The sequence below is a fragment of the Burkholderia sp. ZZQ-2 genome (assembly GCF_050768715.1).
GTDB lineage: Bacteria > Pseudomonadota > Gammaproteobacteria > Burkholderiales > Burkholderiaceae > Burkholderia > Burkholderia cepacia.
Genome location: NZ_LDVA01000386.1, coordinates 39,524 through 56,534 on the forward strand (window position 1 = coordinate 39,524; position 17,011 = coordinate 56,534).

General features: G+C 66.6%; 16 protein-coding genes. 6 read left to right on the forward strand and 10 right to left on the reverse strand.

Going from position 1 to position 17,011, the window contains the following annotated elements:
• Positions 1-95 precede the first annotated feature (95 nt).
• The 3 genes from ABY44_RS40080 to deoC all read right to left on the reverse strand — a co-directional run bounded on the left by ABY44_RS40080 (position 96) and on the right by deoC (position 3,394).
• Entirely contained in the window at positions 96-737 is a 642-nt protein-coding gene (locus tag ABY44_RS40080) for an ankyrin repeat domain-containing protein (RefSeq protein WP_060174790.1), read from the reverse strand.
• A gap of 93 nt (positions 738-830) precedes the next feature.
• Positions 831-2,333 (reverse strand): catalase, encoded by a 1,503-nt coding sequence (locus ABY44_RS40085; RefSeq protein WP_172535144.1) that lies wholly within the window; start codon positions 2,331-2,333, stop codon positions 831-833.
• 380 nt (positions 2,334-2,713) lie between these two features.
• Positions 2,714-3,394: a deoxyribose-phosphate aldolase gene (gene deoC, locus ABY44_RS40090; RefSeq protein ID WP_060084143.1), complete on the reverse strand. Its 681-nt coding sequence runs from the start codon at positions 3,392-3,394 to the stop codon at positions 2,714-2,716.
• A 146-nt stretch (positions 3,395-3,540) separates the two neighbouring features.
• Here deoC and deoR point away from each other — a divergent pair, with 146 nt between their 5' ends.
• Positions 3,541-4,311, forward strand: a complete 771-nt coding sequence (gene deoR / locus ABY44_RS40095) for a DNA-binding transcriptional repressor DeoR (RefSeq protein WP_059697223.1) — start codon at positions 3,541-3,543, stop codon at positions 4,309-4,311.
• A gap of 34 nt (positions 4,312-4,345) precedes the next feature.
• On the opposite strand, the gene ABY44_RS40100 is transcribed toward deoR, so the two are convergent.
• The 6 genes from ABY44_RS40100 to ABY44_RS40125 form a co-directional block, all read right to left on the reverse strand.
• A complete protein-coding gene (locus ABY44_RS40100) occupies positions 4,346-5,398 on the reverse strand; it encodes an aldose 1-epimerase family protein (protein ID WP_060174775.1) in 1,053 nt (350 codons plus the stop codon).
• A gap of 2 nt (positions 5,399-5,400) precedes the next feature.
• Positions 5,401-6,774 (reverse strand): L-fucose:H+ symporter permease, encoded by a 1,374-nt coding sequence (gene fucP / locus ABY44_RS40105; RefSeq protein ID WP_059862737.1) that lies wholly within the window; start codon positions 6,772-6,774, stop codon positions 5,401-5,403.
• A gap of 41 nt (positions 6,775-6,815) precedes the next feature.
• Positions 6,816-7,742: a ribokinase gene (gene rbsK / locus ABY44_RS40110; protein ID WP_060174774.1), complete on the reverse strand. Its 927-nt coding sequence runs from the start codon at positions 7,740-7,742 to the stop codon at positions 6,816-6,818.
• A 341-nt stretch (positions 7,743-8,083) separates the two neighbouring features.
• Positions 8,084-8,761: a hypothetical protein gene (locus tag ABY44_RS40115; RefSeq protein ID WP_060174773.1), complete on the reverse strand. Its 678-nt coding sequence runs from the start codon at positions 8,759-8,761 to the stop codon at positions 8,084-8,086.
• Positions 8,762-9,014: 253 nt separating this feature from the next.
• A complete protein-coding gene (locus tag ABY44_RS40120; protein ID WP_060174772.1) occupies positions 9,015-9,872 on the reverse strand; it encodes a PhzF family phenazine biosynthesis protein in 858 nt (285 codons plus the stop codon).
• Between the two features lie 94 nt (positions 9,873-9,966).
• The gene (locus tag ABY44_RS40125) at positions 9,967-10,785 is read right to left on the reverse strand and encodes a TrmB family transcriptional regulator (protein ID WP_060174771.1); all 819 of its coding nucleotides are present in this window, start codon (positions 10,783-10,785) and stop codon (positions 9,967-9,969) included.
• 139 nt (positions 10,786-10,924) lie between these two features.
• Here ABY44_RS40125 and ABY44_RS40130 point away from each other — a divergent pair, with 139 nt between their 5' ends.
• The 4 genes from ABY44_RS40130 (at position 10,925) to ABY44_RS40145 (ending at position 14,891) form a co-directional block, all read left to right on the forward strand.
• Entirely contained in the window at positions 10,925-11,290 is a 366-nt protein-coding gene (locus ABY44_RS40130; protein ID WP_027792402.1) for a RidA family protein, read from the forward strand.
• Complete coding sequence (locus ABY44_RS40135) at positions 11,287-12,492, forward strand: MFS transporter (RefSeq protein WP_060174770.1); 1,206 nt, start codon at positions 11,287-11,289, stop codon at positions 12,490-12,492. Before ABY44_RS40130 ends, ABY44_RS40135 begins: the two co-directional genes overlap by 4 nt.
• Before the next feature lie 281 nt (positions 12,493-12,773).
• Positions 12,774-13,463: an NUDIX hydrolase gene (locus ABY44_RS40140; protein ID WP_060174769.1), complete on the forward strand. Its 690-nt coding sequence runs from the start codon at positions 12,774-12,776 to the stop codon at positions 13,461-13,463.
• A 36-nt stretch (positions 13,464-13,499) separates the two neighbouring features.
• Positions 13,500-14,891: a DHA2 family efflux MFS transporter permease subunit gene (locus tag ABY44_RS40145; protein WP_060174768.1), complete on the forward strand. Its 1,392-nt coding sequence runs from the start codon at positions 13,500-13,502 to the stop codon at positions 14,889-14,891.
• A gap of 46 nt (positions 14,892-14,937) precedes the next feature.
• Here the strand turns inward: ABY44_RS40145 and ABY44_RS40150 are convergent, their stop codons facing one another.
• On the reverse strand, positions 14,938-15,909 hold the full coding sequence (locus ABY44_RS40150; protein ID WP_060174767.1) for an AraC family transcriptional regulator: 972 nt from the start codon (positions 15,907-15,909) through the stop codon (positions 14,938-14,940).
• Positions 15,910-16,003: 94 nt separating this feature from the next.
• Between ABY44_RS40150 and ABY44_RS40155 the strand changes: the two genes are divergently transcribed.
• A complete protein-coding gene (locus ABY44_RS40155) occupies positions 16,004-16,834 on the forward strand; it encodes an oxidoreductase (RefSeq protein ID WP_060174766.1) in 831 nt (276 codons plus the stop codon).
• The last annotated feature ends 177 nt before the right edge of the window (positions 16,835-17,011 follow it).

Below are 17,011 nucleotides of genomic sequence, written 5' to 3' on the forward strand. Positions count from 1 at the left end.
GGAGCGGGCGGAAGAGGCGCCTTCGTCGAAACTGTCGGTGGCCGCCTTTGCCGATCGGAGATCATGCCCTCGAGGGCCGGTTCAAGGTCGAGCGGTCACGGCCTCGAGCGCAACGTCACATCGGCATTCGGTGTCGCGCCAACCTTTTCCAGTGCGGCAACCGCGGCGTCATTGCCTTGCAGGATCGCGTTCTGCAGTGCGGTGCGGCCGAGCGCATCGACGTGATCGGGGTTCGCACCGTGTGCGACGAGTACCGGCAGCATGTCGAGGCGGCCGAACAGCGCGGCGAACGACAGCGCCGTTTCGCCGGCGTGATTGGTCTGGTCGATCGGGCAGTGCGTGTCGGCCAGCCGCTTCGCGATCGCGGTCTCGCCCTTGAACAGCGCGCCCATCAGGGCCGTGTTGCCGTGACGATCGCCGAGGCACGGGTCCGCGCCGTTGCGCAGCAGATAGTCGAGCGTTGCGGGCTGGTCGCGATAGGCGGCCAGGATGACCGCCGTATAACCTTCGCGTGTCGTTGCGTCGATCGGATAGCGCGCGTCGACGAGTGCCTGCAGGATGTCGATGCGACCGAGGCGCGCGGCGGCAAACCATGCGTCGTCATAGCGGCGCAGGTCGGCGTGCGCATCGGGGTGCGGCACGGCCGCGGGCGGTGCGGTTTGTGCGCAGGCCGCGAGCACGACGGCTCCGGTGATTGCGAGCGCGCGGGAGAGGGCGGTTCGGAGTCGATTCTTCATCAGCAATGCGCGCCGCGCATGGCCGCGCGGCGCAATCGGATCGATGGGTCGGGACGCGAAGGCCGCACCGGCAGCCTTCGCGGGGTTGCCCGATCAGTTCTCGACGAGTTTGTCGGCGAGCGATTTCACGCGGGTCAGGTCGGCGTGCGTGGCACGCGCCAGGCGCGTCCCGTAGTCCGCATCGGCCTTGTAGAAGTACGACAGCATCGCGTACTTGTTCGCGTCGTTCGTCACGTGGTTCAGGTCACCCGACAACGCGGTCACCAGATCTTGCCGCTCCTGCGCGGGCAGCGTGCGGTAGTACTCGCCCGCCTGCCGGAAGTTCAGCGTCTTGCGGATCGCGACTTGTTGCGTCGTGCCGGCAAGCGGCGTCTGGACCGACTTGTAACGCGGATTCTGCGCGAGTTCGTTCAACGCCGACGGCTCGTAGTTCACTTCGCCCTTGCGGTCGCCGAAGTTCATCGCGCCGTCCTGGTTGTTGTTCGTGACGGGCACGCGCGGACGGTTGATCGGCAACTGGTTGAAGTTCGCGCCGAGGCGGTACATCTGCGTATCGGCGTACGAGAACATCCGGCCCTGCAGCATCCGGTCTTCCGACGGCTCGATGCCCGGCACCATCCGCGACGGGGCAAAGGCGGATTCCTCGGTCGACTCGAAGTAGTTGTCCGGCACGCGGTTCAGCGTCAGCGTGCCGATCTTGCGCTCCGGCACGCCGGTCCATACCTTGGTGTCGTCGAGCGGGTTGAAGTCGAACGCGTCGAGCTCGGACGGCTTCAGCACCTGGATGTAGAGATCCCACTTCGGTGCGTTGCCCGCCTTCAGTGCGCCATACAGATCGTTCGTCATCAGGTTCCAGTCGGCACCGATCGAACCGGGAATGTCCTTCGGGCGCAGCCCGTGCATCCCTTGCGCGCTTTTCCAGTGGAACTTCACGTACGTGTACTTGCCGTCGGCGTTGACGAACTTGAATGCGTGCACGCCGTAGCCGTCCATGTTCCGGTACGAATCGGGCATGCCCTCGATCGAGTACAGCCGGGTCAGCATGCTGGTTGCTTCGGGCGCGTGCGCGAAGAAATCGAACGCGAGGTTCGCATCCTGCACGCCGGTGACCGCGCTCGGCTTGTTCGCGTGGACGAAGTCAGGGAACTTGATCGCGTCGCGGATGAAGAAGATCGGCAGGTTGATCCCGACCAGATCCCAGTTGCCCTGTTCCGTATAGAACTTCACGGCGAAACCGCGCGGATCGCGCGCCTGCTCGGGCGAGCCGCGATAACCCATCACGGTCGAGAAGCGGACGAACACGGGCGTCTTCGTGCCGGGCGTGAAGACCTTGGCCGTCGTCAGGTCGCTGATGTCGGCGCTCGGCACGAATTCACCGAATGCACCGGTGCCGCGGGCATGCACGACACGCTCGGGGATGCGTTCGCGATCGAAGCGCTGGAGTTTTTCGATGAGATGCGAGTCTTGCAGGAGCACCGGCCCGTTCGGCCCGGCTGTCTGCGAATTCTGGTTGTCGCCGACGGGCGAGCCGTTGTCGCGCGTCAGTTCGGCTGCATGTGAGGAAGAGGCCAATGCAACGCAGGCCGCGGCAATCATGCTCTGCAAGAAGCGATTCGCGGTGTTTGACATATCGATGAGGTTCCTTGGATGAAATTCGGGGGAAGACCCCGCCGAACTGTAGTCTCGTCGACATGCGCGATGCCAATTGAATCTCTCTAATTGAGTGATAGGTGATCGTTGTTTATCGCAGATGATTCGGCTAACTAAGTTATTTCATGGCAGGCCGCCGGGCAGCAGGACAACGCGATACGGGCCACGGATGCTCTATCGATCTAAAGCCGTTCGGTACATGCATGGAACCGGATCGACGACGCGACGACCATGCCGACTGCAAAGCCGCTGAAGAGGCTCGACAACGCGCGCGATAGCAGCGGCGGCGCGAGGTGCACCACCGCAGCCGTCGGTGGCCCGCGTCGTCAATACGCCGATTCGGCGCCGCCCTGGTCGGTGACGATCGCCACCCCCGAGCTCGTACCGAGCCGCGTCGCGCCGGCTTCGATCATCGCCAGCGCGGCCGCGCGGTCGCGCACGCCGCCCGATGCCTTCACGCCGAGGACGGGGCCGACCGTGCGGCGCATCAGCGCGACATCCGCGAGCGTCGCGCCGCCGTGGCCGAACCCGGTCGACGTCTTCACGAACGCGACGCCGAGATCGCGGCACATCTCGCACACGCGCACCTTCTCGTCGTCGGTCAGCAGCCCCGTTTCGAGGATCACCTTGAGCGGCACCGCACCGCAGGCACGGTGCACGGCTTCGATGTCGGCCTTCACGTCGTCGGCGCGGCCGCTCTTCAGCGCACCGATGTTGATCACCATGTCGATCTCGCCGGCGCCCGCCGCGATCGCGGCGGTGGCTTCGAATGCCTTGGCGGCCGACAGCCCCGCGCCGAGCGGAAAACCCACCACGGCGCAGACGAGCACGCCGGTATCGGCCAGCTCGCGCGCGGCGAGCGGCACGTTCGCCGAATTCACGCAGACCGAGTAAAAGCGATGCTCGGCCGCCTGGCGGCAGAGGTCGCGGATCTGCGCGTCGCTCGCGTCGGGCGCGAGCAGCGTGTGATCGATGGTTTGAGCGAGTTGGGCGTTGGAAAGCGGCATGTTTCAGGACTCCACGGATCGTGTGCCGGAAGGGCACACGGAAAGTTGATGTTTTCACATCGGTTTGTTACAAATACGACATTCCGGCCGGGCCCGCGCGCCCGGCACGACAAGCGACGGACGCGGCGCGCACGCAGGATACTGGCATGGAAACGAAGAAGGGCGAACGAATCAAGACGCTGATGAACGTGCTGCAAGGGCAGAACGCGATTCATCTGAAGGAAGTCGCCGAGCTGTTCGGCGTATCGGAAATGACGATCCGCCGCGATCTCGCGGACAACCCGCACGGCCTCAGCCTGATCGGCGGCTACGTGACCCGCCACTTCGCAGCGCAGCGCAGCGACATCGGCGAGTACGTGGTCAGCGCCGAGAACGACCGGCAGACCGAGGAGAAGCGCCGCATCGGCAAGCTGGCCGCGCAGTTCGTGACGACCGGCGACACGATCTTCGTCGACTGCGGCTCGACCACGCCGTTCGTCGTCGACTTCATTCCGGACGACCTCGAATTCACCGCCGTCTGCAATTCGCTGAACGTGTTCGCGAAGCTGCAGCAGAAGCCGCATTGCAGCGTGATCCTGTGCGGCGGTGCGTACCATCGCAAGAACATGGTGTTCGAGTCGGTGGCCGAGACGGGCATCCTCGATACGGTGCGCGTGTCGAAGGCGTTCATCTCGGCGGCCGGCGTGAGCGACCGCTGCGGCGTGACCTGCTTCAACTTCCACGAAGTCGACGCGAAGAAGAAGGTGATGGAACGCGCGCAGAACCGCTTCCTGCTCGTCGACCATACGAAGTTCGACGAAGTGCGCGCGGCCTATTTCGCCGAGCTGACCGACTTCAACTACGTGATCTCGGACGGGCAACTGAGCAGCCGCTACGAAACGACGATCCGCGAACACGGGATCGCGCTCGTGACCTGACGCCGCGCGCGCGGGCATCGCGCTTTGCATCGCATCAGGCATGGCGGGCTTCCGCCGCGCTCAGGTAGCCGGTGACGACCTCGAAGCGGCGCGTCGCGCCCGGCGCGAGGGTCGCGACATGGCCCTTGCGGCGCTCGGCCTGATAACCCTCCGGCTCGCAGGTCGACGGCAGCGCGAATGCGGCGACCTGCTGGTCCGCGTTGTGCAGGATCCAGCGCGTCGCATGCGGGAATTGCTCGGGGCGGTACGCAGTGTGGAATGCGCCGCCGTCCGGATGCGCGAGCCGGAAATGCGCGACGCCGCCGGCATCCGTTTCCGCCTCGTTCATGAAGAACACGATCTCCGGGTCGTACAGCGCGGGCGCATCGAGCGTGTGAAGCCGTTGCGGTTCGCGCGCGAGCGTGGCCGTGTAGTCGCGCCATGCGGCGGTCGGCTTCACGTGCGCGGGCACGCTGTCGCGCAGCCGCAGCCCGTTGTGCGGCAGCGACTGCACGAAACGGCCGCCGGGCACGTACGCGTAGTTCAGGTGCGCCATGTACATCAGGTCCATCGGCGCGCCGCCGAGATTCGTCACGTCCATCGAGATCGTCATCTGTGCGTCGTGCTCCGTGAGCCGCACCGACGGACGCGCCATGTAGTGGCTGCCGAAACCCTGCACGTATTCGTACTCGCCGGTCACTTCGACGAACGTACCGCGCGCATCCGCGCCGATGACCAGGCTCGCGCGGTCCATCGGCGCGCACGGCATCTCGCCGTGCAGCGCATGCGTGTCGTCCGGCCCCGGGCAGCCGTTGCGCAGCAGCCCGCTGTGGAACATGAAGCAGCCGTAGGTATCGATGATCGAAGCCGCGCGTTTCGGTTGCCGGAACATGTGCTTCATCGTCAGGTCGCGGCCGTCGAACGCGGCGGCCCAGATCATCTGGCCGAGATACGGCAGCACGACGAGATGGCCGCGCCGGTTCTCGAGCTTCAGCGCCTCGACGCCGGACGGATACGCGAACGCGGTGACGGTCAGGCCGTCGGTGCGGTACAGCGTGCGCGGCGTGTCGCGGAAGTCGTCGCGCCGCAGTTCGATTTCGCCTCGCATGCTCATGCTCCCGACGTGTTGCGCGTGGCGGCGTAGCGCGCGGATGCGTGGCCGTCGGCGGTTGCGTCGGGCGTTGCGGCCGGCAGGTGGCGCAGGCAGTAGAAGCCGTAGTAGACGATCACGACGAAGCAGGCGAGCGGCACGACGAACGCGAGCTGCATGTTGCCGCCCGTGTGGTCGGAGATCAGCCCCTGGATCAGCGGCACGACCGCGCCGCCGACGATGCTCATCACGAGGATCGAGCCGCCGTATTCGGTGTCCTTGCCGAGCCCGTCGATCGTGAGGCCGTAGATGGTCGGCCAGCACGGGCCGAGGAACACGCTCACGCCCACGGCCGCATAGACGGCCGTGATGTTGTGCACGCTGATCGTATACGCGAGCAGCGCGATGCACAGGATGCCGTAGACGATCAGCACCTTGGCCGGGCCGACGCGCTTCATCACGAGCGTGGCGACCAGCTTGCCGACGAAGAACGCGAAGAACGTCGCGAGCAGGTAGTGCGACGCTCCGCGCTCGGTGAGGCCGCCGATCTGCATCGCGAGCCGGATCGTGAAGCTCCACACGCCCACCTGCGCGCCGACGTACAGGAACTGCGCGACGACGCCCGCGACGAAGCGCCGGTTGCCGAACAGGCGCGCGAGCGTGCCGCGCGCGTCGATCCGGTGCGTGGCCGCGCCGGGGCCGTTGCCCTTGCAGGCCGGGTAAGGCGTGAGCGCGAACACGATGAACACGGCGACGAGCACGACGATCAGCCACTTGTACGGCTCGAGCGTGGCCTGGATCATCGCGAGCTGGTGCACGTGGGCGTCGGCCGCCGACATCGCGGCAAGCTGCGCGTGCGACGCATCGCCTTCCTTGAAGATCAGGAAGCTGCCCATGTAGACGCCGGCCATCGCGCCGAACGGATAGAACGTCTGAGAGATGTTCAGCCGCCGCGTGCTGGTTTCGCGCGGGCCCATCAGCGTCGAATACGAGTTCGACGCGGTTTCGAGGAACGACAGGCCCGCCGCGATCACGAACAGCGCGACGAGGAACATCCCGTACTTCGCCATCGACGCGGCCGGGAAGAACAGCAGGCAGCCGGTCGTGTAGAGCAGCAGGCCGACCAGGATCGTCGTCTTGTAGCTGAACTTCTTCACGACGGTCGCGGCCGGAATCGCGAGGAAGAAGTAGCCGAGATAAAACGCGGACTGCACGAACGCGGATTCGAAATCGGACAGGAAGAACGACTTCTTGAACTGCGCGATCAGCACGTCGTTCAGGTTCGCGGCGGTGCCCCACAGCGCGAACAGGCAGCACAGCAGCGTGAAGGCGAAGAGCGGCGTGCGGTTCAGGTAATAGCCGTCGGGTGTGTGTTCGATTCTGGCTCGGCCCATGGGTGTCTCCTTCCTGGTTGTCTCGTCGATGAAGGCGCCGTTCAGATGCCGGCGTCGCGGAGGAAGCGTTCGAACGTCGCGGTGTCGGCGTACGACTTCTGCGTGCCGAGGCCCGTGACCGAATGCGCGGCGTACGCGGACGCGTAACGCATCGCGTCGAGCGCGTTGCGCGATGCGGCGTAGCAGCGCGCGAAGCAGCCGATGTATGCGTCGCCGGCGCCTGTCGTGTCACGCGCGTCGACCGGCACGCCGGGCACGTGCCGCACGCCGTCGCGCGAGACCAGCAGCGAACCGTCGCTGCCGAGCGTGACGAGCACGTGCTTCAGCCCGCGCGCGACCAGCGCTTCGGCGGCGCGTGCCGCGGTGTCGCGCGAATCGACCGGCATGCCCGACACGATCGCGAGCTCGGTTTCGTTCGGCACGAAGAATTCGACGGTGCGGATCCGCTCGAAATCGAGATCGGCGACCGCGGGCGCGGGGTTCAGCAGCACCGGAATGCCGTGGCGTGCGCCGAATTCGATCGCGTGATAAACGGTGTCGAGCTCGATCTCGAGCTGCAGCACCATCAGTGCGCATTCGGCGAGCTGCGGCGCGGCCGCGTCGATGTCGGCCGGCGTCAGGTGGCGGTTGGCGCCCTTGACGATCAGGATGCTGTTGCTCGAATCGGGTTCGACGAAGATCGGCGCGACGCCGCTCGGCACGCCGGCGACCTTGCGCACGTGCGTGGTATCGATGCCTTCGCGCTCGAAGTTGCGGATCGTGTTGTCGGCGAACACGTCGTCGCCGACCTTCGTGACCATCACGACGCGCGCGCCGAGGCGGGCGGCCGCGACCGCCTGGTTCGCGCCCTTGCCGCCGCAGCCCAGTTCGAAATTCGGCGCCTCGAGCGTTTCGCCCCGGGCGGGCATGCGTGCGACGTAGGTCACGAGGTCGACCATGTTGCTGCCGATAACGGCGATTGTCTCCATCTGCGTCTCTTCCTTGGTATGGGGTGCGCCGCGCGGGTGGTGGGCGGCGGCATGCACGATGTGATAATAAAATCACATTGATTGTGAAAATGCAATCACATGATGTTTGAAGGGTTACACCCGACGCGCGATGTGGATGGGGTGGCTTCCCGGAGGAAATCGACGTGTTGGCCGGTTTTGCCGTCGGATGTCGGATGAATTCGACGCGGCAGGGCCCCGCGCCGCGGAGCACCGCAGCAGGAATGCCGTTCGAGTGTGGGGAGGGTCGCCAGGCGTGACGGGCCGGCTCGACCGATCCGGCGGCGGCGATGCGGGCGCTTTCGCGTGTTCTTGCCCGGCGCTTACGCGTACTCGGCGATCAGCGTATCGAGATTGCGCTGCGCGAGCGGTGTGAGCGGCGCGAACTCCGCCGATTGAAACAGCGGGGCCTGCGCGCGCAGATGTTCGAGCGCCTGCTTGCGGCCCTCGCGGAATGCAGCTGATGGCGCATCGGGATCCTGCGCCCACTCGCATGCGATTGCGCGATCGTATTCGCGCAGTCGATCGGGCGCGGCCGCGAGGATCGCGAGATCCGCGTCGAGAAAAATCCGCCCGGCGCGCTGGAGGTCGGGGGCGGACGCGAACGCATCGGGCAGCCGGTGCGACTTCGTCGCGAGTACGAGGTCGTGCGCAACGGACACGTACGATGCGTGCGCACGCAACCAGGATGCGCTGCAGTGTGCGTTCGTGACCTGCACAACCCATTGCGCGCTGCGTGCTTCGTTGTCCGCATGATCCGGCAGGGTCGTCGCGTACACGAAGTCGTGCGCCCATACCGCAAGCTCGATCACCGGCCACAGCGGTTCCGCGCGATACGGCGCGAGGTGCGCGAACAGCTCGGCCAGGTGCGCGAGCGTGTGGTAGTGGCGTTGCGGCTCGCCATACGCGTGCTCGACGAGCGGCCAGACGGCGGTCGTGCCGAAGCAGGCATCGCAGGAGGCGTGCAGCGTGCGGACGAGGTCGGGGGCGAGGGCGTTCATGAGCGGCGATCGGCTCGGGCTGGCGATGCGCGCAGCATAACAAACGCGGCGGCGTGTGCCGTGCTTGCTGCGTATTGATCCGGCGATAGCCGCGGATCTTGTCGCCGGCATATTGCGGCGTGGCGGGCGGGGCGGCCGTACCGCATTTCCGATCCGGCGGTGGCCGGACGGTGGCGGCCGGTTCGTCATCGCAACGGGTTGCCCGCGCGCAGCGCGATGCTGACGATCGCGACGATATTTCCGCCCGGCGCGTCTACACGTTGACGACGCCGCGCCCGAGTTCGACCACGCGCCCGCCGACACCGATCTTGCCGTTTGCACTGACCGACAATCGCAGCAGGCAAGGCCGACCGACGGCTTCGCCTTGCTCGACCTGAAACACGGCGGGCAGGTCGCGGTTCATCGCAAGCAGCCACCCGCCCAGGTTCGCGCAGGCCGATCCCGTCCCCGGGTCTTCCGACACGCTGCCTTGTTTCACGAAGAAGTAACGCGACACCACCGTGCCCGGACGCTCGGCATCGAACGCGAATACATACGCGGTCTTGCGGCCGAGGCTGCTGGTCGGCCAGATGCCGATGCCCGCGCTGTCGGGCTGCGCACGGCGCACGGCGGCGGGGTCTTTCAGCGCGACGAGCAACTGGTCGGCGCCGGTATCGACCCAGATCGGCGGGGCGAGCAGGTCGTCTTCCGTCAGCCCCAGCAGGGCCGCCGTCCGGGCATCGGACAACTCGCAAGCCGCCGTCTTCGGCATGCCGGCATGCGGCGCGGTAAACGTCCACACATCGTCGTGCGCGCCGACGTCGACCACGCCGGCCTTGAACTCGAGCGCGAGTGCGTTGCCCGCGCCCAGAAGGTCGCGCACGACATGCGCGGTGCCGAGCGTCGGATGGCCGGCAAAGGCCATCTCGTAGCCCGGCGTGAAGATGCGAACCCGCGCATGCGCGCGCTCCGACGGCAGCACGAAGGTCGTTTCGGACAGGTTGAACTGCACGGCGAGCGCCTGCATGGTCGCGTCGTCCATGCCGCGCGCATCCTCGAATACGCAAAGCGGGTTGCCGCCGAACGTCGATTCGGCGAATACGTTCAGCAGGCGGAAGGCATAGGCGGTCATTGGACGCTCGCGTCAGTGTGGTGATTCACGTACCTGGGTGGAGTGCGCGCGGCGCGATGCGCTTCGCGCGGGCAGCCGTGCAGGGTCGCCTGGGTCAGCTCGCCTTGTCGAGCGGTGCAAGCATCGCCTGCATGTCGGGATGCTTCAGGACTTTCCGGTACTCCGCCGGGCTCATTGCGTCGATCAACACGCGCCCGCTCACATCCGCCTTGATGTACTCGACCGCGAGCAGCGCAATGACCGGGTTGGTCGTCAAGGTGGCGTGATCGGGCGAATGATCGCCGAATTCCGCCACCACGGCCTCGGTGTTGTCCGCCACGGCGACGGCGAGCCGGCGGCCGGACAGCCTGAGCCGCGCGCTGGCGCCGCATTTGGCCATGTCGTAGTGGCGCGGCCCGTTGAGCGTGCGATTGCCGTAAATCGCCGCGTGCGTGTCGACGCCGCGTGCCGCGGCGGCCTCGAGCAGCGGCCCGAGGGCGTCGATCTCTTCGTCCCAGACGCCCGCGAAGATCTGCGTTTTTGCGTTGACGATGACGCGCGCGAAGGCGCTGGCGATCGCTTCCCGCCCGCTCAGCGACCAGACGAGCCCCGGCTCCTGTTGAACCGGCAGCCGGTCGAGCGCGCCCGCGGCCGTTTCGAGATCCGCATTGAAGCGCTTGCGCAAATCCTCGAGCAACGACCGGTGGGGCACGGCCGCATAGCGGACGGGCTCGGAACGGTTGACGAGCACCGCACCGCGCGCCTCCAGACGCCCCAGCGTTTCATAGATCTTCGAAGGCGGCATGCCGGCGCGCCGGCCGACTTCCGCCCCCGTCAGCGCGGCCTGCCCGACGAGGGCCGCGTAGGCCTGCGCTTCGTACTGGGTGAATCCAAGCCGGATCAACGACGTGATCAGCTCCGTGTTTTCGCTCATGTGTATCGGCTCCGGCTCTTGCGCCCACGGTGACTTGCATGGGTCTGCTTGATTAACTACTGGAGTAGTATACAATCGCTCTAACTTACTACCCAAGTAGTAGGCGATGCTTCTCAACCTGACTGGAGAGATCTTCAACATGCGAAAACGGATCAGCACCGGCTCCCCGTGGGAGCCCAAGGTCGGCTACTCGCGCGCGGTGGTCGTCGACAACACCATCTACATTTCGGGGACCGCCGGCAAAGGCGCGGACGTGTATGCGCAGACACGCGATGCGCTGGCGACGATCGACCGGGTGCTGGCGGACAGCGGGTTCTCGTTGTCCGACGTCGTCCAGAGCCGCCTGGTGGTCGCGGACTTCGACAACTGGGAAGCCGCCGCACGCGCGCACGGGGAGATCTACGGCGATATCCGGCCGGCGTTTTCGCTGGTGCATGCGCTTCCGTTCGTCGATCCGGAGATCCTGGTCGAAGTCGAGGCGATCGCGGTCAGGCCCGCGGCATGACCGTCGCCGGCAACCGCGGCCCGCTGTCCCGTACCGCGACGGCGGCGCTTGCGCTGGCGGCCGGCGTGGCGATCGCCAACGGCTATGCGTTGCAGCCGTCGCTGTCGGCGATCGCGAGCGACTTCGGGGTGGCGGCGTCGCGCATGGCGGCGCTCGCCTCCGTGACGATGCTCGGTTATCTGGTCGGCCTCGCCGTGCTGGTGCCGCTGGTCGACCGCTTCAGCCCGCGCGTGCTCGTCTCGATGCAGATGGGCGCGCTCGCGCTGTTGCTCGCGTGCGCGTCGTTGTCGCCCGGGCCGCTCGTGCTCGATGCCGCGTTTTTTCTGGTGGGCGCGGCAACCACGGTCGCGGCGCAATGCAGCGCCGTCGCCGGAAAACATGCGGATCCGCAACGGCGTGGTGTGGCGATGGGAGCCGTGTCGGCGGGCATTTCCGCCGGGATCCTGCTGAGCCGTTTCGCGGGCGGCGTGTTGTCGCAATGGTGCGGATGGCGCGGCGCGTTGCTCGTGCTGGCCGGATGCGTCGCGCTGGCCGCCGTCGGCGGTGCGGTGCTGTTGCCGGGCGGCCGGCCGGAAGGGCTGCCCGGCCGTGCGAATGCGATCGGTGCGATTCCGCGGTTGCTGCGCGACAGTGCGCCGTTGAGGCGTCGTACCTGCGCCGGCATGCTCTGGTTCTTCGCGTTCAACCTGGTCTGGGTGGGGCTCGCGCTTCGTCTGGCCGGGCCGCCGTATAAACTGGGTGCCGCCGCGATCGGTGCATACAGTCTCGCGGGCGTGCTGGGCCTCGGCGTGACGCGCGTTGCCGGAAAACTCGCCGATCGATTCGGCGATCGCGCGGTCATCCGGGGCGGCCTTGTCGTGGCGGCCGTGTCGACCTTGCTCCTTGCCGTTGCGCTCGGTCGACCCGGATGGCTGGCTGTCGGGCTGGCGTTGTTCGATGCCGGTTGCTTTGCCGCGCAGGTCGCGAACCAGACGCGCGTCGTCGCGATTCAGCCGGCCCGCGCCGGGGTCTTGAGCGCAGCGTACCTGACGCTGTACTACGCGGCCGGTGCCGGCGGTGCCGTCGCGGCCGGGCTGCTCAACGCGCGGGTCGGGTGGGGCGCGATGATGATCGTGACGGCAGCGGCCATCGCGGCGGCCGGGTGGATCGGTACCGCATCGGCGCGCGTCGATGCGCGGAGCGAGCCGACATCCGTCGCTTGAGCGAGGACGCGACGTGCGCGCGCGGTCGAACGGAGTCTCGCTTTTTCGTGCATGATCGGTTTCTCCGTTGATCGACGGCGATCGGGTTTCGGCATTCAATCATCCGCAACGCTGGCGGATATTTTTACGCCGGAGCAGACAGTCGCGCACCCGCGCGTGTCATTTGCGATCGCATGCGAACACCGGTTCATCGGATTGACCACAACGACGCCGCGCCCATGCAACACGTGTCGGGTTCAGTGTCGTGCAGCGTGTGCAGGTGCCGCACGCAGGAGGCAGACATGGAACCAGACAGAGGCGTCTTGAACATCGGAGCCGGGTTGGCAGGCGCGCACGCGGAAGCCGGCTCGCCGCAGGCCGCGCTGGAAGCGATCGTCCGTGGCGTCGAAGGTCACGGCATTCCTGCCGGCACCGACTGGCCGACGGCGAAGCAATTCCTCGCGGACAACGACGGACAGTGGAAATTCTCGGCGGTGCTGGTCGCGATCGTCGCGCGGCGCGAGCCGACGATCCTGTTGACCCGGCGCGCGTCGAATCTCAGCGAATACTCGTCGCATGTGAGCTTTCCGGGCGGACGCCCGGCGGAGGCCGACCGCGATATCGGCGCGACCGCGTTGCGCGAGGCGCTCGAGGAAATTCGCCTCGCGCCCGGCGCGGTCCGCGTGGTCGGCAGCTTGCCGATCCATAAAACCAGAAAGCGTCATCACGCGATCTTTCCCGTGATCGGCATCGTGCCGGAAACGGCGACATGGGAGGCGGCGCCCGCGGAAGTCGCGGAAATCTTCGAGTTTCCGTTCGCCGCGCTGCTGAATCCGGATCTGCCGCGTCAGTACACGGACGGCGAACGCATGGGCGCGTGGTATTGGGCGGAGCAGACCCAGGACATCTGGGGCGTGACGGCCTTCATCCTGAATTCGCTCGCGGGCCTGGCACACGATGCCGCGCACGGCGCGCCGGCGCGTCGCGACTAGTTCATGCACCGGGCCTGCGTCCGGCAAGGGTGATTCATGGAGATCGCGGAAACGTTCGGCGACGAAGGATTCGACATTCCTCGCCGCTATTTTGCGGCCATCGCGATTCTGGTCGGCGTATTCATGTCCGCGCTCGACAGCGCGATCGTCAATATCGCGCTGCCGACGATCTCGACCGACCTGCGCGTGAGCGCAGCGTCGGTCATCTGGGTCGCGAACGGGTATCAGGTGGCGAGTGCGGCGACGATGCTGACGTGCGCGTCGCTCGGCTCGAGAATCGGCGAGCGACGCTTTTACACGATCGGGCTGGTGTTGTTTACGATCGCGTCGCTCGGCTGCGGGCTGGCGTCCACCTTCGGCGCGCTGGTGGCGATGCGGGTCCTGCAGGGCATCAGCTACGCGATCCTGATCAGCGTCGGCTACGGTCTCTACCGGGTGATTTTCCCGCCCGCCTCGCTCGGGACGATCTTCGGTGTCAATGCGCTGGTATTTGCGGTGGGGACCGCCGTCGGCCCTGCATTGGGCGGCCTGATCGTCTCGTGGGCATCGTGGCCCTGGCTGTTTTTCATCAACCTCCCGTTCGGGATCGCCGCGATCGCGTTCTCGTTCGTCGCGCTGGGAAAAGACACGCATCGGGAGCGCGGCTTCGACGTGCCGGGCGCGGTGACTTCCGCCGCGGCATTCGGCCTCCTTGCGCTCGCCGTCGACCAGATCGGGCGGTGGAGCAACCGTACCGTGCTCGTGCTTGCCGGCGCTGCGGCCGTGCTGATGCTGGCATTCTGCGTCGGGCAGGCCAGGGCGCGGCATCCGCTGTTGCCGCTGGACATTTTCCGGTCGCGCCGATACACGTTTGCGGTGCTGACGTCCGTGACGATGTTCGTGTCGCAGGGCATGGCGCTGGTCGCGTTGCCGTTCGTGCTGCAGCACACGTATGCGTACAGCGTGCTGAAATCGGCGCTGGTCTTTACGCCCTGGCCGATCGCGGTCGCGCTGTGCGCGCCGTTTGCCGGGCGACTGGCGAATCGTTTCAATGCGACGCAGCTGTCGAGTGTCGGCGTGCTGATGTTTTGTCTCGGGATCGGTTCGCTGATCCTGTTGCCCGCGCAACCATCCGTCGTGGATTTCCTGTGGCGCGTCGCACTGTGCGGCGTGGGGTACGGCTTCTTCCTGCCGCCGAACAACAAGGAGATGTTCGCCAACGCGGCGAAGAACCGCACGGCCACCGCTTCCGGCGTGCTGTCGACCGCGAGAACGACAGGTCAGTCCATCGGCGCCGCGCTGGTTGCCGTGGTGATCGCGCTCGTCAGCGGCGCGGGCGGAGGCGAGGGCGAGCGGCCATTTCCCGTCTACGTGTTCGCATTGGCCTGCGCGATCGCCGCGCTGTCGTTCTTCGCGAGCGTCGCGCGCATCTATCGGCAGCGGGGCTAGACGCGGTCGACGAAAATTGGCGCGTGGGCCTGGCGCGGTACCCGATTCAATGCGACGACACGAACACCGCATCGTCGAATGCCGCCGGAATGGCGAAGCTCTCGCGCATGCGCTGCGTTTCCTTCGCCGGCGTCAGGCCGAACAGGCGTTTGAATTCGCGGCTGAACTGCGACGGACTCGTGTAACCGACCGCGTAGCCGGCCGCCTCCGCCGTCAGGTCCTCGCGCACCATCAGCAACCGCGCCTGATGCAGGCGTGTCGACTTCAGGTACTGCATCGGCGACACCTGCGTGATTGCCTTGAAGTGGCTGTGAAAGCTCGGCACGCTCATGCCGGCTGCGTCGGCCAGTTGCGGCACGTCGAGCGGTTGCGCGTAATCGGCGTGAATCACGCGCAGCGACCGGCCGATCCGGCCGAACTGCCCGCGCATCGCCAGCGCGCTGCGCATCGCGCTGCCCTGCGCACCGGTGAGCACACGGAAATACAACTCGCGCAGCAGCGCCGGGCCCAGCACCGCGGCATCGAGCGGCCGGCCCATCGCCTCGACGAAACGCAGCACCGACGTGTGCATCGTTGCATCCATCGGCGTCGACATCATGCTCCTGGGCGCCTGCACGGGCTCCGCGATGCCTTCGCGGTCGATCTGTGCCGCGAGTTCGGCGGCCATCGTGAAATCGAGGTGCAGATACAGCGCGAGCAGCGGACGCTCGGGCGTGGCGTCGGTTTCCATGCTGAACGGCACGGGCACGGACACCGCCAGGTAGTGATGCTCGTCGTACAGATAGCGCTCGCCGCCGAAGTAGCCGCGCTTGCAGCCCTGGCACACGATCACGATGCCCGGGTCGTACAGCACCGGCGTGCGCGACAGCGCGCGGTTCGACCGCAGGATGCGCACGCTCGGCAAGGCCGTCAGGTTGTAGCCTTCGTCGGGCGCCAGCGCGTGCAGCAGCGTCACCAGACGCTTCCGGTCGCGCGGCGGCAGCGATGGGGATTGGGCGGAGGCGGGCTCGAGGCTCATAGTTTTGTGCAAGAAAATCAGCGGAATCGGGCTTATTCGACGGGGTTCGTCAGACTAGTATGCACGCTCCAATCGACATACGGGAGAAGCTCACATGGCATCCGCAAACCTCATGCTCATTACCGGCGTCAGCAGCGGCTTCGGCCGCGCGCTCGCGCAGGAGGCGCTCGCGGCGGGTCACACGGTGGTCGGCACCGTGAGAAGCGCGCAGGCGGCGCAGGCTTTCGAAGCGCTGTCCGCGCGGGCATTCGCGCGCGTGCTCGACGTGACCGACTTCGATCGCATCGACGGTGTCGTTGCCGAAATCGAGGCGAACGTCGGGCCCGTCGACGTGCTGGTGAACAACGCCGGCTACGGGCACGAAGGGATCATGGAAGAAGCGCCGCTCGCGGAGATGCGCCGGCAGTTCGACGTGAACGTATTCGGCGCGGTGGCGATGATGAAGGCGGTCGTCCCGTTCATGCGCGAACGGCGGCGCGGGCGCATCCTCAACATCACGTCGATGGGCGGCCACATCACGATGCCGGGCATCGCTTACTACTGCGGCAGCAAGTTCGCGCTGGAAGGGATTTCCGAATCGGTCGGCAAGGAACTCGAGCCGTTCGGCATCGCGGTGACGGCCGTGGCGCCGGGTTCGTTCCGCACCGACTGGGCCGGCCGGTCGATGATGCGCACGCCGCGCTCGATCGCCGATTACGACGCGATCTTCGACCCGATTCGCCAGGCGCGCGAGGAGAAGAGCGGCAAGCAACCGGGTGATCCGGTGAAAGCGGCGCGGGCGATACTCGCCGTCGTTGCGGCACAACATCCGCCGGCCCATCTGCTGCTCGGCAGCGATGCGCTGCGGCTCGTGCGCGGTAAACTCGCGGCGCTGGACGAGGAAATCCGGGCGTGGGAGGCGGTGACGGTATCGACGGATGGTTGAAGGGCGTAAGTCGAGATGTGAGCTGTCAGGCAGTCAGCGTCAGGTCGGGTCTGGGATTGCTTCGCTGTTGCTTCGTCAGGGCCGTGATCGCCACCGAGCTGCCATTCGACTCGGTGGGTCCTCAGCGGCCGCTGTCCAACTGGAACGGCCACCGTGGCGGTCGTACGCGAAGCCGTG

Excerpts from the sequence above, each read along its gene's own strand:
- ABY44_RS40155 (WP_060174766.1), top strand. The coding sequence starts at position 16,004 with ATGGCATCCGCAAACCTCATGCTCATTACCGGCGTCAGCAGCGGCTTC.
- ABY44_RS40120 (WP_060174772.1), bottom strand. The coding sequence starts at position 9,872 with ATGACCGCCTATGCCTTCCGCCTGCTGAACGTATTCGCCGAATCGACG.
- ABY44_RS40115 (WP_060174773.1), bottom strand. The coding sequence starts at position 8,761 with ATGAACGCCCTCGCCCCCGACCTCGTCCGCACGCTGCACGCCTCCTGC.
- deoC (WP_060084143.1), bottom strand. The coding sequence starts at position 3,394 with ATGCCGCTTTCCAACGCCCAACTCGCTCAAACCATCGATCACACGCTG.
- ABY44_RS40150 (WP_060174767.1), bottom strand. The coding sequence starts at position 15,909 with ATGAGCCTCGAGCCCGCCTCCGCCCAATCCCCATCGCTGCCGCCGCGC.
- ABY44_RS40080 (WP_060174790.1), bottom strand. The coding sequence starts at position 737 with ATGAAGAATCGACTCCGAACCGCCCTCTCCCGCGCGCTCGCAATCACC.
- fucP (WP_059862737.1), bottom strand. The coding sequence starts at position 6,774 with ATGGGCCGAGCCAGAATCGAACACACACCCGACGGCTATTACCTGAAC.
- ABY44_RS40130 (WP_027792402.1), top strand. The coding sequence starts at position 10,925 with ATGCGAAAACGGATCAGCACCGGCTCCCCGTGGGAGCCCAAGGTCGGC.
- ABY44_RS40140 (WP_060174769.1), top strand. The coding sequence starts at position 12,774 with ATGGAACCAGACAGAGGCGTCTTGAACATCGGAGCCGGGTTGGCAGGC.
- ABY44_RS40125 (WP_060174771.1), bottom strand. The coding sequence starts at position 10,785 with ATGAGCGAAAACACGGAGCTGATCACGTCGTTGATCCGGCTTGGATTC.
- ABY44_RS40145 (WP_060174768.1), top strand. The coding sequence starts at position 13,500 with ATGGAGATCGCGGAAACGTTCGGCGACGAAGGATTCGACATTCCTCGC.
- ABY44_RS40085 (WP_172535144.1), bottom strand. The coding sequence starts at position 2,333 with ATGATTGCCGCGGCCTGCGTTGCATTGGCCTCTTCCTCACATGCAGCC.
- ABY44_RS40100 (WP_060174775.1), bottom strand. The coding sequence starts at position 5,398 with ATGCGAGGCGAAATCGAACTGCGGCGCGACGACTTCCGCGACACGCCG.
- deoR (WP_059697223.1), top strand. The coding sequence starts at position 3,541 with ATGGAAACGAAGAAGGGCGAACGAATCAAGACGCTGATGAACGTGCTG.
- ABY44_RS40135 (WP_060174770.1), top strand. The coding sequence starts at position 11,287 with ATGACCGTCGCCGGCAACCGCGGCCCGCTGTCCCGTACCGCGACGGCG.
- rbsK (WP_060174774.1), bottom strand. The coding sequence starts at position 7,742 with ATGGAGACAATCGCCGTTATCGGCAGCAACATGGTCGACCTCGTGACC.